This is a genomic window from Rhizobium aouanii (assembly GCF_037002925.1).
Classification (GTDB): domain Bacteria; phylum Pseudomonadota; class Alphaproteobacteria; order Rhizobiales; family Rhizobiaceae; genus Rhizobium; species Rhizobium aouanii.
The window spans coordinates 40,702-53,711 of the sequence record NZ_JBAMYD010000031.1; the positions used below are offsets into that span (position 1 = coordinate 40,702).

Consider the following 13,010-nt stretch of genomic DNA (forward strand, 5'->3'; position numbering starts at 1 on the left):
GATCGTCCGGCCGGGTGATTTGCCGTTTTCCGCCTTGCCTAAAGCCCGCGAATCCTGCCAAGTCCTGCGATCATGCAATTTGCGCCGCAACAAGATGAAGCCCTGAAGGCTGTTTCGAAATGGCTGAAGGAAGGGCGCTCGCCGCTCTTTCGCCTGTTCGGCTATGCCGGAACGGGAAAGACGACACTTGCCAAGCATTTTGCCGAAAATGTCGATGGCGACGTACTGTTTGCCGCCTTCACCGGCAAGGCGGCGCAGGTGCTGCGCTCGCGCGGCGCCTCCAACGCCCGGACGATCCATTCGCTGATCTACCGGCCGCGCGGTGAGGAGGCGGTGGAAGATGAGGAAACGGGCAAGACCTCGATCGCGCCCATGTTTTCGATCAACCGGCAAAGCCCGGTCGCCAAGGCGGCGCTGATCATCGTCGACGAATGCTCGATGGTGGACGAGGCGCTCGGCAAGGATCTGATGAGCTTCGGCACGCCGATCCTGGTGCTCGGCGATCCCGGCCAGCTGCCGCCGGTCACCGGTGGCGGCTACTTCACCAATCAGGATCCGGACTACCTGCTCACCGATATCCACCGGCAGGCGCGCGACAATCCGATCATCAAGCTCGCCATGCAGGTTCGCGAAGGCAATGAGGTGATGTATGGCGATTACGGCACGGCCAAGGTGATCTCGAAGAACGAGGTGACGCAGCAGCTGGTGCTCGATGCCGACCAGGTGCTCGTCGGCACCAATCGCACGCGGCGGCGCTACAATCAGCGCCTGCGCGAGTTGAAAGGCTTCAATGCCGATTATCCGCAGACCGGCGACAAGCTCGTCTGCCTGAGGAACGATCCGGCAAAGGGCCTGCTCAACGGTTCGCTCTGGCAGGTGATGACCTCATCCAAGGAAACGACGAAGCCCGGCATCAATCTGCTCGTCCGGCCAGAGGATGACGACATGGACCGGGGAGCAGCCAAGATCAAGCTGCTGAAGCAGGCCTTCGAGGATGTCGAGGGCGAGATTCCCTGGAACACCCGCAAACGCTACGACGAGTTCGACTATGGCTACGCGCTGACCGTTCACAAGGCGCAGGGTTCGCAATGGAACGACGTCGTGCTCTTCGACGAGAGCTGGGCGTTTCGCGATACCCGGGAACGCTGGCTCTATACTGCGATCACGCGCGCGGCGGAGACGTTGACGATCGTCCGCTAATTCCAGTCGCACCTACGACTAGGTCGCATTACCGATCTGGACTGGCGAGCAAGAAACGGTGGCGGCCGTGTCTTAGGCGGATGGTACTAAGCCTGCACGATGCCGAGCAGAACTGCCTTGGCGATGGCCTGGAAGCGGTTGTTGGCGCGGAATTTCAGGATGATTCCGGCCTCCAGGTCACGCGTTTCGTCATGCTTCAGGTCGAGCGCCCGGGCGATTCGCTGGGTGGAATAGCCCTCCGCCATCAGTTCCAGGCAACGCCGCTCCTGCGCGGTCAGGCTTGCACTGTCCTGGTTGTCGTTCAGCGGCGGCTCTTCGATGCTGCCGTCGAAATCCAGGAGGTCGCCGACCTGCTGGAGCTGGCGGTGCAGCGTCGACATCTCGGCCGTCAGCTCGCGCTTGCGCACCTGCAGGGCCTCGCGGAACATCGCCTCGGCCGTTTCCTGCGAATCGGCATTGCGGAGTTCGTCCATCAGTTCCTGGATGACGGCGATCGGCATGCCGGTCTCACGGCAAACGGTAATGACGGCCATGCGCATCACATCGTCCTCGCCGTAGACCCGCATCAGGCCCATGCGGTTGGCCGAGATTAATCCCTTTTCTTCGTAGAAATGCAGTGTCCTGTGCGTAACCCCGAATGCATTGGCCATATCGGCGATGGGCACGGGACCATCAGGTAGATCCGGCGGCAGCGCGGCTGAAGGCAGGAACCGATATTTCGACCGGGCCTCCGAAGCGATACCGGCGGCAGCAAACAGGCGTTTGGAACCGTCTGGCATGAACCCTCCTAGGGCATGTTGTTGCACCTCATGCGGATTTGCCAGTTGCTTCCCGGGCGCGGCGAGTGGGGTTTCCTCTAAGCGTTCTTGTCATTGGGAAAGAAGCAGTACGCGGCTAACTTTTACGCGATACGATATCCACGTTATGCGTGAACGATCTTTTTTATAAGTGCTAAAAATAATCTCTTTTAAATGGGATAGCAACGTGACGGCTTCATTTGCCGAGGTTTTCGGGTGTGCTGCAGCAAAACATGCGCTGCATTGCGGCATCGGCCGGTCGTCTTCAAGGGCGATGGGAATTACTGTTTGTGCTACGCAGCTGCGCTCGAATGCACCAACAGCGATGCTCATCAGCCATCGGCATCGCATTCATCTGCGAATCTGATTGGCCATCGTGTGGCCCTTGGCTTAAAAGCAGGGTCTCCCGCTTCCGTGACCGATGGATATCAGCCATGCCCGCCAAGCTCTCCGTGAACCTTAACGCCATCGCCATGCTGCGCAACCGGCGCGATCTGCCCTGGCCGAGCGTCGAAGCGCTCGGGCGGTTAGCACTTGCCTCCGGCGCCAGCGGCCTGACGGTGCATCCGCGCCCCGACCAGCGGCACATCCGCTTTTCCGACCTGCCCGTCATCCGCAACCTGATCGACGACGAATTCCCGAAGGCCGAGTTCAATATCGAGGGTTATCCCACAGAGGAATTTTTCGAGCTCTGCGCCGGGGCAGCACCCGAGCAGGTGACGCTGGTGCCCGACGATCCTACGCAGGCAACCTCCGATCACGGCTGGGATTTCCGCAAGCACCGGGCGTTCCTGACCGAAGCCGTCGCGCGGCTGAAGACGATGGGATGCCGGGTGTCGCTGTTTGCCGACGGCGATGGGGATGCAGAAGCGGTTGATATCGCCAAGGCGGTCGGGGCCGATCGGATCGAACTCTATACCGGCCCCTATGGCGGTTGCTTCGACGCGCCGGAGCGGGCGGCCCCGATCCTCGAAGCGCTCGGACGGACGGCGGATGCGGCCCTTGCAATCGGCCTCGCCGTCAATGCCGGCCACGATCTGACGGTCGAAAACCTGCCTGATCTGGTGAAGCGCATTCCCCAGCTTGCCGAGGTCTCGATCGGTCATGGGCTGACCGCCGATGCGCTGGAATACGGCATGGCGGAAACGGTGCGGCGCTTCTGCCGGGCGTGTGGGCAGGCGGTTTGAGGAAGGTCGTTTCCTTCTTGCGTATTGGCAGCGACTAACTTGCCCTGCAAGGGTCTCTCCTGTGTTCGTGACATCCGACCTGCGGACTGGCCATATTTCCAACACACGAGCATCTCCTTGTTCCTTTCAACCGGGGGGCGCTAGGATGAGAGTTGTTACGCGTCACTTTATGTTTGTCGCGGTGGCATGGGCGTGTTTGCTCTGCTCCGTTGGGATCGGCGTCGCCGATCCCCGGCCGGAAAGATGGGTGGAAAGGTGCGGCGGCGTCTACGCTCTTTGCGGCTATATCGACAGAGCGACGTTAGAACCCCGGATCGATCGCAAGTTCGAAGTTGCGCTTCCTTTCTCGGAGGGGCTGGCCGCCGTGCGCTCCGAGGGGAAATTCGGCTATATCAATTCGAGTGGCGAGATGGTGATCGCGCCTGCGTTCGACCTTGCCCGTGCATTTCGCAAAGGCCATGCCGAGGTGGTGCTCGGTGAAAAGGCAGGAATCATCGACAGGGCGGGAAAGCTCGTATTGGCGCCGAACTACGCGCGTGCCATCCCATTCGGAGCCGAGGCGGCCCTCGTTCGTCCTGGCAAAGCGATCGCGTCGGATTCCTTTGGCATGTTGCGCTTCACGATCGGTGAATTGTTCGCGGAGAGGGGCGATCTGCGCTATCTGCTCATCGATCTCCCTTCGGGAAAGATGCTGAAGGACGAGTTGGCCATTAAAGAATTCGAATTCGGCACTTTCGTCTGGGCCGCTCAACCGGGAGATAAACGATACGGATTGCTTGCTCCCGACGGAGATCGAGCCTCGCTTCGAAACAGTCGGTAAACTCCATGGAGGAAGAGCAATTGTCTGTTATGTCCGGCCGGCCGGACACAAAGGCCAGTCCAGCCAACGTGGCCGGGCCGACACCGCCCAATGCGGCGTGATCGACCGGGACGGTCAAACTATTCTCGCCCCACAGCAGTTTAGGATTCATGGGTATCGAAACGGTTTTTACCTTGTGACCGAAGGCCAGAAAGCCGGCCTCCTTGACGAGGCGGGACGGTTGCTTGGCGGGCGTTTGTTTGACGATGCGAGATTGCCCGATTATTCCGGTGAGGTGGCCAAGATATTGGTCAACGGCCAGTGGACCGGGCTCAACCGTGCCGGGGATCTGGTGCCCAACCCGGAGGATGGGATGGCGCTGGTGGCATGTCCTTCGGGTATCAAATTCATGCACAGCGGCAACCGTATTCAGGTCGTCGGAGCGGACGAAAAGCCGACCGTTTCGTATCTCTTTGACGACACGCACATGACTTGCGAATTCCCCGTGTCGGTTCGGTACAATGGAAGATGGGGATTTCTCAAGCAGGACGGCAAACTGCTTGTCGATCCGCCGTCATTTCAGAGCCAATTTAGTTTCAGCGGTGGCTATGCCGGCGTCAAGATTGACGGCAAATGGGGAATACTGGACAGCAGCGGTGTGCTGGCCCTCGCTCCCCAGTTCGATGAGATGCAGCCCGATTCCGGCGCCTATGCGGTATCGAAGGATGCGCGGAAGTTTTGGATCGACGCATCAGGACGTGAAGTCTCCGAGCCGCGCCGCCTGGAGGATCGGCAATCGAAGTTGCGTTGCGAACCAGACCGCGGACAGCGCGTCTCCAGGAATTCGAACGGAACCTTGCTTTGGGGCATCGCGGATGCCGCCGGGAACATCGTCGTCGAGCCGAAATATCGCGCCATCACCTGTTTCCGGGATGGTCTCGCATGGGTTCCGTTCGACGAGAGACGAGAATGGTGTGCGATCGACCGGAACGAGCGGAAACGCGAGAACGTCGCGTGCGTCAAGAACTGGCCTGACAGCAATGTCGCCCACGCGCGAACTGAGACAATGTCTGACGATCCCTATGAAAGCGGTGTTCTCTGGATGAGGGCCGAGCTTGAATACGGCCTGGACCTTAGGGAAAAACCGCCTCGTTTCGTCTCGCAATTCTAAGGATCGCTATCTCCGACGGTGTCTACTGCACCCCTGTCCTTGGGTTAAACCCAGAGGACAGGGGCGACAAGTGTTGCCTCAGGCGGTCAGCGCCGCCTTGTGCTCCACGAAGAAATCCTTCAGCGGCTGCGGCTGTTTGCCGGTCAGCTTGGTGAAGTCTTCGGTGACGATGTTGAACTTGCCGGCGCGGGTGTTGGCGTCGGCAGACACCAGCATGTCGGCGACGAAACCGGGAAGGCCGGCGCCGCGCATGCCCTGGCCGAGCTGCTCATCATTGACATCGACCACTTCGAGCGGCTTGCCGGCGACATCGGAGACGATGGCGGCGATCTGCCGGTTGTTCAGCGACTGGGTGCCGGTCACCGTATAGGTGGCGCTCTCGGATGTGCCGGAGGCAAGGGCTGCGGCGATCGCCAGGGCGCAGTCGTCACGCGAGATGGTCGAGATCTTGCCGTCGCCCGTGGCGCTGTACCATTTGCCGCCCTGCAGGTTGTGCGGCATGCCGTGCAGGTAATTGTCATGATACCAGGCGTCGCGGATGATCGTATGGGCGATGCCGCTTGCCTTGATGGCGTTTTCGCTGCCGAGATGATCGGGCGCGAAGGTGACGAGCGAATTGTCCGGCGCCGGCATCGAGGTATAGGCGATGTGCTTGACGCCTGATTTGACTGCCGCCGCGACGGCGCCCTTGTGCTGGGCGAGGCGCTTGCCGGGAGTATCCAGTGCGTCGGTGCTGATGATCAGCAGCCGGTCGACGCCGGCGAAAGCCTTCTCCAGACCTGCCGCGTCATCGAAATCGGCCTTGCGGGTCACGACGCCCTTCTCTTTGAGTTCGGAGAGCTTTTCGGGGCTGCGCGTCGCGGCGACAATGTTGCCGGGGGCGACCTTGTAGGTCTCGATGAGGTGATGGATGACACGCTGGCCGAGCTGCCCGGCAGCGCCGGTGACCAGGATGGATTCACTCATAAGTCGTTTCCTTCTGTGTTGTGCTGGCTGTGTTGTGCCGGTGGTCTCAAAAAGAGAGTAACACTAGAATAGGAATTGACTTGACGCTGTAAAGGAGGCAGTTTTTCAGCTCTACGTTACCAAAAGGGAACCAGCAGATGAGCGGTGCGGTTGTCAGTCTGAAGAACAGGGTGCCGGGGGCGCGGCGCGAGATCGATCTCGCAGCCCTCGATTTCGGCAATTGCCCGGTCAGGGACATGATGCAGCAGATCGGCGGCAAATGGTCGACGCTGCTGCTCGAGGTGCTGGCGGATCGGCCTTATCGCTTCGGCGAGCTGCGGCGGATGATCCCCGATATTTCGCAGCGCATGCTGACGCAGACGCTGCGCGACCTGCAGAGGGATGGTTATATCGACCGCGAGGTATTCCCGACCAAGCCGCCGAGCGTCGAATATTCGATGACCGAACTTGGACGTTCGCTCTACCAGCCGTTGTCGCAGCTTCTCAACTGGGCGGAAGCGAACCATGATGCCGTTCGCGCCGCCCGCTTGCATTTCGATTCCGCCAGCGGCTAGTACCGTTGATAAAAGCGAATTTGGCGTTTCTGGAAACGGAAACAGCGATTATTTGGTTGGCCGCATGAACAGAGCGCGGAACAATTCCTCCGATCTTCGCAAACCTTCGTCGCTCAGAACGACAGACTTGGCCTTGCCTGCGGGATTTGCGATCAGACCCTTCTGGTGCAAACGGTCCATCACGTCCCAGTCAAAACCCTTCCAGGCACGATCTCCGTCATGCAGCGTCAGCCATAACAATGCGAGCACAGCATCGTCGATTTTCTCTTCGTCTATCTCCATGTCGGAATCCCATGCAAAAGGCGAAAATTCTGCAGCTCTCAAACGGATGCATACGCTGCTTCCTGGATGTGGGCATCTATAAATCGGCTCTGTCAAGATTTTAGATGTTCGATCCTGGATTCTGATGGTGCCTTACTTGCCGCGTCCTTCCGTCAGGAACAGCAGGAAGGCCAGCGCCGGGAAGCAGAAGCCGATCCAGGCCGTCATCGTCCAGCCGCCGGTCGCATAGGCCCAGCCGCCGACGGCGGAGCCGAGTGCGCCGCCGGCAAAGAAGGTGGCCATGAAGAGGCCGTTCAGCCGGCTGCGATGTTCCGGGTTCAAGCCATAGATGGCGCGCTGGCCGCAGACGAGATTGGTCGTCACCCCGAAATCGAGCATGATCGCGGCTACTGTCAGAAGGATCAGGGCGGCGAGCGAGCCGTCGCTGGCGAAATGGCTAATCAGGAAGGACGTCATGCCGAGCAGCATGGCAAGCGTCGAGGCGATCTTCGTCATGCCGCGATCGGCAAGCCGGCCGGCAATCGGCGAGGCGATGGCGCCGGCAGCACCTGCGAGGGCGAAGAGGGCGATGCCGTTCTGTGTCAGGCGGAAGGCCGGGCTGGCGAGTAGCAGCGGCGTCGTCGTCCAGAACAGGCTGAAGGCGCCGAACATGCCGGCCTGATAGAGCGCCCGGCGCTGCAGCACCCGCGACGTCAGCGCCAGATGGCCCATGGAGGCGAGCAATTCGCCGTAGCGTAGCCTGGTCGTCGGCCGGCGGACCGGCAGGTTGGCGCGAAGCACGACGGCGAGCACGAGCATGAGCGCTGCAGTGACGTAGTAGACCACATGCCAGGACGAGGCTTCAGCGACAAAGCTTGCGAAGGGGCGCGCCAGCATGATGCCGCAGAGCAGGCCGCTCATGACGTTGCCGACGACCTGGCCACGGGTGGCATCAGGCGCCATGTTGGCGGCAAAGGGAACCAGGACCTGAACTGCGACCGATGAAAGACCGATAGAGAGCGAGGCGACGAGGAAGGTTGTCGACGTCGAAGACAGCGCCGCGCCGATCAGCGCAACGGCAGAGACGGCGATCAGCATCAATACCAGACGGCGGTTTTCAGTGAGGTCGCCGAGCGGCACGATCAGCAGCAGACCGAGACCATAGCCGATCTGCGTCAGCGTGACGATCAGGCCAGTGGCGGCAGGCGTGAAGCCGAGGTCGGCGCTGATCGGACCGGCGAGCGGCTGGCCGTAATAGAGATTGGCGGCCACCAGCCCGCAGGCGGCGGCGAAAAGGAAGGTGAGCCAGGGGGATAACTCCCGGGGAATGGCCTCATCCGGCGTGGTGGCTGAAACGCTCATCAGAAACTCCGGTATTCAAAGATTGTAGGGATTGAATGCAAAAATGCTGGCTGCGGCCACCCGATCCTTGACCGAATGCCGGTATTTCTCTCGTCCACGGTGCGGACTGTTCAGGTCACGAGCTTCATCGCGGCCTCGGCCGCAGACATCATCTCTTCCCTGCTGCGTCCTGTTTTGCCGATGACGCGCAGGCCCTTGGTAAAGCAGAGGAAGGCGAGGGCGGCGGCATCCGGGTCCACCGTCTTCGGAATGCTGCCGTCTGCCTGGCCGATGCGGATGAGATCGGCCATCAGCTTTTCGTCTGCGGCAAAGGCAGTCACGACGTGGGCAGCCGCTTCCTCGTCTAGCAGGGCGAAGTCGTTGGCGCCGCCAACGACGAGACAGCCTTTACGGCCGGCCTCGCCATAGGAGAGCTCGGTATAATACATCACCATCTGGAAGACTTTGTCGCGGCCTGTTTCCGCCGACGCAATCATCGCTTCGAGACGCCGCCGGCCGAGTTGGCGATAACGACCAAAAGCGGCGAGGAAGACGCCGCGCTTGTCCTTGAACGCCTTGTAGATACTGCCAGAGGCGAGGTCCATTGCCTCGGTCAGATCGCTGATCGAGGTGGCGTGGTAGCCGCGTTCGGAAAAGACCCGTAAGGCCGAATCCAATGCGGCGTCCATATCGAACTCGCGCGGACGGCCACGGCTGCGGGTCTTTGCTTCTGATGTGAGAGTGGCAACGGTCATGGCGCATAATTAGGGAATGAACGTTTCCAAATCAAGTGGAATTTCTGTGACGCAGCAAATTCAAAGGTCGAGCACCCAGGTCTGCCCGTTGGCCTCAGGGCCGAACATGCGATGTCTCTCCTCGGAGACAAGGCGGAAGCCCGCCTTGACGTAGATGGCGCGGGCGGTCTCCAGCATGTCGTTGGTCCAGAGCGAGAGTTCGCGGTAGCCTTTCTGCCTGGAGAAGCGGATGCATTCGTCGACCAGCAGTTTGCCGAGCCCGAGGCCGCGGGCTGATTTGTCGACATAGAGCAGGCGGAGCTTGGCGATGCCGTCGCCGCTATTGGTGACGAGGACGGAGCCGATATTGACGCCGCCGCGTTCGGCGATCCAGCAATATTCCTTGGCCGGATCGAAATTGGCGAGGAATTTTCCGGCGACGTCGGCCACCAGCGCCTCGAAGCGTAGGTCCCAGCCATACTCCTCGGCATAGAAACGGCCCTGGCTCTGAACGATCCAGCCGATATCGCCGGCGCGGTGGGCGCGGATGATGGCCGGTGCGGGCTTTGCCGCCGGGTCGAGCAGCGTGCGGATCGTGTGCATGGCGGAGACCGCGGCCTCCGGCTCGCCGCTGGCGAGATTGTCGAAACGGGCGGCGATCTGCGCATTGGCGCGCCGGCCGAGTTCTTTAAACTGCTCTCGTCCCCGGTCGGTGACAATGATGACCTGGCTGCGCAGGTCGGCCGGATCGGGGCTGGTCTCGATCAACCCCTCGGCGCGGAAACGCTTGAGGATGCGGCTGAGATAAGCGGCGTCGAGATGCAAGTCGCGGACAAGTGCGGCGGCGCTGACGCCGTCATGCGAGCCGACCTCGAAGAGGATGCGGGCATCCGTCAGCGTGAAGGGCGTGTCGAGATAGGCCTTGTTCAGCAGGCCGAGGAAGTTCGTATAGAAGCGGTTGAAATCGCGAGCGGTTTCGATGAGGGCAATATCGGACATGGCAAAAATCTCCAGATGGAGATCGTCGCCGGTTTGTTGACAAACCTCGCTCTTTGCTCGGCGTCATCCTCGGCCTTGTGCCGAGGATCTGCTGCACCGGTTGCAGATGCTCGGGACAAGCCCGAGCATGACGAAAGAGGAGTTGGCCGACTTTGTCAGCAGTCCGACAAGATCTCCAGATGGAGATCTTGTCCTGTATTTAGTGGACTGAGTCAACTAACATGGCAATATCAAGCTGCTTCCTCTTCTGCCGCTTCGTCTGCGCCGAGCGCAAAATCGACCGCCGCCCTCGCATGGATCGCGGTGGTGTCAAAACCCGGCAGCGGCAAATGGTCGGGATCGAGGATCATGCAGATCTCGGTGCAGCCGAGGATGATGCTGTCGGCGCCGTTGTCGATGGCGCGTGCAATCACTGCCATGAGCTTGTCGCGAGAGCTGTCGAGCACCTTGCCGGCGCAGAGTTCGTTGAAGATGATGTCGTGCACGGTCGTGCGGTCGCTAGCATCTGGCACCATGATATCAACATCAAGGCTCTTCATGCGGTCGCTATAGAAGCCGTGCTCCATCGTATAGCGGGTAGCAAGCAGCAGCGGGCGCTTGCGGCCGGCCGCATGCAGCGATCTCGCGGTCTCGTCGATGATGTGGATCAGCGGTACGGAGATCTTCTCTGCGACCTTGTCGGCGATCAGATGCATGGTGTTGGTGCAGATGAGGATGCAGCCGGCGCCGGCGATCTGCAGGCGCAGCGCCACGTCGGCGAGGCGACGGGCGGCCATATCCCAGTCGCCGGCCTTCTGAAGCGCGACGATCTCCTCGAAATTGACAGAATGCAGGATGAGTTCGGCCGAGGCGAGGCCACCCTTGCGGTCACGCACCATCTCGTTGACGACACGGTAATAGACCGCCGAACTTTCGAAACTCATGCCGCCGATAAGGCCGATCGTTTCCATCTCTTCATGCTCTCCATGCTTCTGAACCTTAGAAAATGATGCCGCAATCCCGGCGCGATGTGTTTGCTTTGTTTGTCTCTCGCGTCATATATGTGACAGGATTTTGCGTCATTTTATGAAATCCTGCAAAAAAGACGCGAGAGGTATATGTTCGACACATGCTTGATGATCGCGACAGACGCATTCTGGACATGCTGCAAAAGGATGCGGGCATATCCGTGACCGATCTTGCCGAGCGCGTGGCACTTTCGATATCGGCCTGCTCGCGGCGCATCCAGCGGCTGGAGGAGAGCGGCCATATCGCCCGGCGCATCGTCGTGCTCGACCGGGAAAAGATGGGCGTGCCGACGACGGTCTTCGCGCTGGTCAAGACGGCGCACCATTCCGACGAATGGACGGAGACCTTCCGCCGGATCATCAGCGACATTCCCGAGATCGTCGAAGCGCACCGGCTGACAGGCAATCACGACTACATCCTGAAGATCGTGCTGCCGCGCGTCGAGCATTACGACGTGATCTACAAGCAGATCGTGCGCAAGATCGAGCTCTTCGACGTGTCGGCCTCGATCTCGATGGAGCTTCTGAAGGGCGGCACGGCGATTCCCGTAGGATATGCCGATTGAGCCGGCTCCACCGACCGGGATGCAGGGGAGCTATGCCGAAACGGCAGTTGCAACCATCGCGGCGAAGGCCACATTGGCTTTGAGCGAAATGGCGCAAAAGGGGTAGGTCATGAGCGATCATCATGTCGTCGTTGTCGGCGGCGGTTTCGGCGGGCTGCAGCTCGTCAACGGCTTGAAAGGCGTGGGTGTCAGGATCACGCTGGTCGACCGGCGCAACCATCATCTCTTCCAGCCGCTGCTCTATCAGGTGGCGACCACCATTCTTTCCACCTCGGAAATCGCCTGGCCTATTCGCCGGCTCTATGCCGACCGGCCTGACGTGACGGTGCTGCTCGGCGAGGTCACGGGCGTCGACAGTGGCGCAAAGACTGTTTCCTTACGCAACGGCATGACTCTTGGTTACGATACGCTGGTGCTGGCGACCGGGGCGACGCATGCCTATTTCGGCCACGACGAATGGGAGCCGGTGGCGCCCGGCCTGAAAACACTTGAGGATGCAACAACGATCCGCCGGCGCGTGCTGCTTGCCTTCGAGAAGGCGGAGATGGAGGCCGACCCGGCCGTGCGCGATGCGCTATTGACCTTCACCATCGTCGGAGCCGGACCGACCGGCGTCGAGCTTGCCGGCATCATTGCCGAACTTGCGCATTTCACGCTGCCCAAGGAATTCCGCAACATCGATACGCGCAAGACCCGCGTCGTTCTGGTCGAAGCCGGCCCGCGGGTGCTGCCGACCTTCGCCGAGGAGCTTTCCGCCTATGCTCAGAAGGCGCTGGAGAAACTCGGGGTCGAGATCCATCTCGGCAAGCCGGTGACCGAATGCAACGCCGACGGCGTGAAGATCGGAGAGACCTTCGTTGCCAGCCGGACGATCGTCTGGGCAGCCGGCGTCACCGCCTCGCCTGCGGCGCAGTGGCTCGGCGTGCCGGCCGACCGGGCAGGGCGCGTCGTGGTCGAGAACGATCTGAGCGCGCCCGGCCTGCCCGACGTTTTCGTCGTCGGCGATACCGCCTCCGTCATGCGCGAGGATGGCAGGCCGGTGCCGGGCATTGCGCCCGCCGCCAAGCAGCAGGGCGGTTACGTCGCCAAGGTCATCCGCGCGCGCCTGTCCGGCAAACCGGCGCCGGCGCCCTTCCGTTATTGGCATCAGGGCAGCCTGGCGACGATCGGCAAGAGTGCTGCGATCATCGATTTCGGCCGGATCAAGCTGAAGGGCTGGATCGCCTGGTGGATCTGGGGTCTTGCCCATATCTACTTCCTGATCGGCACCCGCTCGCGCTTCTCCGTCGCCTGGAGCTGGCTGTGGATCTATCTGAGCGGCCAGCACAGCGCCCGGCTGATCACCCAGAGGGAGACGATGCGGGAGGAGGGGTAAAGCGCTTCTTCGGGTCATGTTGGGGACAGCAGGAGAGGGCACGCCGCGCGGCA

Annotated in this window: 15 protein-coding genes; 7 read left to right on the plus strand and 8 right to left on the minus strand. The window is 60.9% G+C overall.

The window, feature by feature from the left end:
- Positions 1-72: 72 nt before the first annotated feature.
- Positions 73-1,200 carry an ATP-dependent DNA helicase gene (locus tag V8P77_RS33445; protein ID WP_003541249.1) on the plus strand — a complete coding sequence of 376 codons (1,128 nt, stop codon included), beginning with the start codon at positions 73-75 and terminating at the stop codon, positions 1,198-1,200.
- A gap of 86 nt (positions 1,201-1,286) precedes the next feature.
- Here V8P77_RS33445 and V8P77_RS33450 read toward each other — a convergent pair whose 3' ends face one another.
- Together V8P77_RS33450 and V8P77_RS33455 are read right to left on the minus strand one after the other, a co-directional pair.
- Positions 1,287-1,979 (minus strand): MerR family transcriptional regulator, encoded by a 693-nt coding sequence (locus tag V8P77_RS33450; protein ID WP_335916608.1) that lies wholly within the window; start codon positions 1,977-1,979, stop codon positions 1,287-1,289.
- Between the two features lie 90 nt (positions 1,980-2,069).
- Positions 2,070-2,330 (minus strand): hypothetical protein, encoded by a 261-nt coding sequence (locus V8P77_RS33455; RefSeq protein WP_335916609.1) that lies wholly within the window; start codon positions 2,328-2,330, stop codon positions 2,070-2,072.
- Between the two features lie 101 nt (positions 2,331-2,431).
- On the opposite strand from V8P77_RS33455, the gene V8P77_RS33460 reads away from it, so the two are divergent.
- The 3 genes from V8P77_RS33460 to V8P77_RS33470 all read left to right on the plus strand — a co-directional run bounded on the left by V8P77_RS33460 (position 2,432) and on the right by V8P77_RS33470 (position 5,154).
- The gene (locus V8P77_RS33460) at positions 2,432-3,184 is read left to right on the plus strand and encodes a pyridoxine 5'-phosphate synthase (protein ID WP_335916610.1); all 753 of its coding nucleotides are present in this window, start codon (positions 2,432-2,434) and stop codon (positions 3,182-3,184) included.
- 169 nt (positions 3,185-3,353) lie between these two features.
- Positions 3,354-4,004 carry a WG repeat-containing protein gene (locus V8P77_RS33465; RefSeq protein WP_335916611.1) on the plus strand — a complete coding sequence of 217 codons (651 nt, stop codon included), beginning with the start codon at positions 3,354-3,356 and terminating at the stop codon, positions 4,002-4,004.
- Positions 3,961-5,154 (plus strand): WG repeat-containing protein, encoded by a 1,194-nt coding sequence (locus tag V8P77_RS33470; RefSeq protein WP_335916612.1) that lies wholly within the window; start codon positions 3,961-3,963, stop codon positions 5,152-5,154. Before V8P77_RS33465 ends, V8P77_RS33470 begins: the two co-directional genes overlap by 44 nt.
- Positions 5,155-5,232: 78 nt before the next feature.
- On the opposite strand, the gene V8P77_RS33475 is transcribed toward V8P77_RS33470, so the two are convergent.
- Positions 5,233-6,120, minus strand: a complete 888-nt coding sequence (locus V8P77_RS33475; RefSeq protein WP_335916613.1) for an SDR family oxidoreductase — start codon at positions 6,118-6,120, stop codon at positions 5,233-5,235.
- 137 nt (positions 6,121-6,257) lie between these two features.
- Here V8P77_RS33475 and V8P77_RS33480 point away from each other — a divergent pair, with 137 nt between their 5' ends.
- Complete coding sequence (locus V8P77_RS33480) at positions 6,258-6,674, plus strand: winged helix-turn-helix transcriptional regulator (protein WP_335916614.1); 417 nt, start codon at positions 6,258-6,260, stop codon at positions 6,672-6,674.
- 48 nt (positions 6,675-6,722) lie between these two features.
- Here the strand turns inward: V8P77_RS33480 and V8P77_RS33485 are convergent, their stop codons facing one another.
- The 5 genes from V8P77_RS33485 to V8P77_RS33505 form a co-directional block, all read right to left on the minus strand.
- A complete protein-coding gene (locus V8P77_RS33485) occupies positions 6,723-6,956 on the minus strand; it encodes a DUF6429 family protein (protein WP_027668598.1) in 234 nt (77 codons plus the stop codon).
- A gap of 132 nt (positions 6,957-7,088) precedes the next feature.
- Positions 7,089-8,297, minus strand: coding sequence for an MFS transporter (locus V8P77_RS33490; RefSeq protein WP_335916615.1), 1,209 nt, complete (start codon positions 8,295-8,297; stop codon positions 7,089-7,091).
- Between the two features lie 110 nt (positions 8,298-8,407).
- Positions 8,408-9,031, minus strand: a complete 624-nt coding sequence (locus tag V8P77_RS33495) for a TetR/AcrR family transcriptional regulator (protein WP_020050749.1) — start codon at positions 9,029-9,031, stop codon at positions 8,408-8,410.
- A 60-nt stretch (positions 9,032-9,091) separates the two neighbouring features.
- Positions 9,092-10,009, minus strand: a complete 918-nt coding sequence (locus V8P77_RS33500; protein WP_077978724.1) for a bifunctional helix-turn-helix transcriptional regulator/GNAT family N-acetyltransferase — start codon at positions 10,007-10,009, stop codon at positions 9,092-9,094.
- Positions 10,010-10,239: 230 nt separating this feature from the next.
- Positions 10,240-10,959 carry an aspartate/glutamate racemase family protein gene (locus tag V8P77_RS33505; RefSeq protein WP_077978723.1) on the minus strand — a complete coding sequence of 240 codons (720 nt, stop codon included), beginning with the start codon at positions 10,957-10,959 and terminating at the stop codon, positions 10,240-10,242.
- Between the two features lie 158 nt (positions 10,960-11,117).
- Between V8P77_RS33505 and V8P77_RS33510 the strand changes: the two genes are divergently transcribed.
- Entirely contained in the window at positions 11,118-11,582 is a 465-nt protein-coding gene (locus V8P77_RS33510; RefSeq protein ID WP_003541227.1) for an Lrp/AsnC family transcriptional regulator, read from the plus strand.
- A gap of 109 nt (positions 11,583-11,691) precedes the next feature.
- Positions 11,692-12,957 carry an NAD(P)/FAD-dependent oxidoreductase gene (locus V8P77_RS33515; RefSeq protein ID WP_335916616.1) on the plus strand — a complete coding sequence of 422 codons (1,266 nt, stop codon included), beginning with the start codon at positions 11,692-11,694 and terminating at the stop codon, positions 12,955-12,957.
- The last annotated feature ends 53 nt before the right edge of the window (positions 12,958-13,010 follow it).

Bases quoted from the DNA above. Each gene is read 5' to 3' on its own strand.
- V8P77_RS33445 (WP_003541249.1), top strand. From the start codon at position 73: ATGCAATTTGCGCCGCAACAAGATGAAGCCCTGAAGGCTGTTTCGAAA.
- V8P77_RS33450 (WP_335916608.1), bottom strand. From the start codon at position 1,979: ATGCCAGACGGTTCCAAACGCCTGTTTGCTGCCGCCGGTATCGCTTCG.
- V8P77_RS33455 (WP_335916609.1), bottom strand. From the start codon at position 2,330: ATGAGCATCGCTGTTGGTGCATTCGAGCGCAGCTGCGTAGCACAAACA.
- V8P77_RS33460 (WP_335916610.1), top strand. From the start codon at position 2,432: ATGCCCGCCAAGCTCTCCGTGAACCTTAACGCCATCGCCATGCTGCGC.
- V8P77_RS33465 (WP_335916611.1), top strand. From the start codon at position 3,354: ATGTTTGTCGCGGTGGCATGGGCGTGTTTGCTCTGCTCCGTTGGGATC.
- V8P77_RS33475 (WP_335916613.1), bottom strand. From the start codon at position 6,120: ATGAGTGAATCCATCCTGGTCACCGGCGCTGCCGGGCAGCTCGGCCAG.
- V8P77_RS33480 (WP_335916614.1), top strand. From the start codon at position 6,258: ATGAGCGGTGCGGTTGTCAGTCTGAAGAACAGGGTGCCGGGGGCGCGG.
- V8P77_RS33485 (WP_027668598.1), bottom strand. From the start codon at position 6,956: ATGGAGATAGACGAAGAGAAAATCGACGATGCTGTGCTCGCATTGTTA.
- V8P77_RS33490 (WP_335916615.1), bottom strand. From the start codon at position 8,297: ATGAGCGTTTCAGCCACCACGCCGGATGAGGCCATTCCCCGGGAGTTA.
- V8P77_RS33495 (WP_020050749.1), bottom strand. From the start codon at position 9,031: ATGACCGTTGCCACTCTCACATCAGAAGCAAAGACCCGCAGCCGTGGC.
- V8P77_RS33500 (WP_077978724.1), bottom strand. From the start codon at position 10,009: ATGTCCGATATTGCCCTCATCGAAACCGCTCGCGATTTCAACCGCTTC.
- V8P77_RS33505 (WP_077978723.1), bottom strand. From the start codon at position 10,959: ATGGAAACGATCGGCCTTATCGGCGGCATGAGTTTCGAAAGTTCGGCG.
- V8P77_RS33510 (WP_003541227.1), top strand. From the start codon at position 11,118: ATGCTTGATGATCGCGACAGACGCATTCTGGACATGCTGCAAAAGGAT.
- V8P77_RS33515 (WP_335916616.1), top strand. From the start codon at position 11,692: ATGAGCGATCATCATGTCGTCGTTGTCGGCGGCGGTTTCGGCGGGCTG.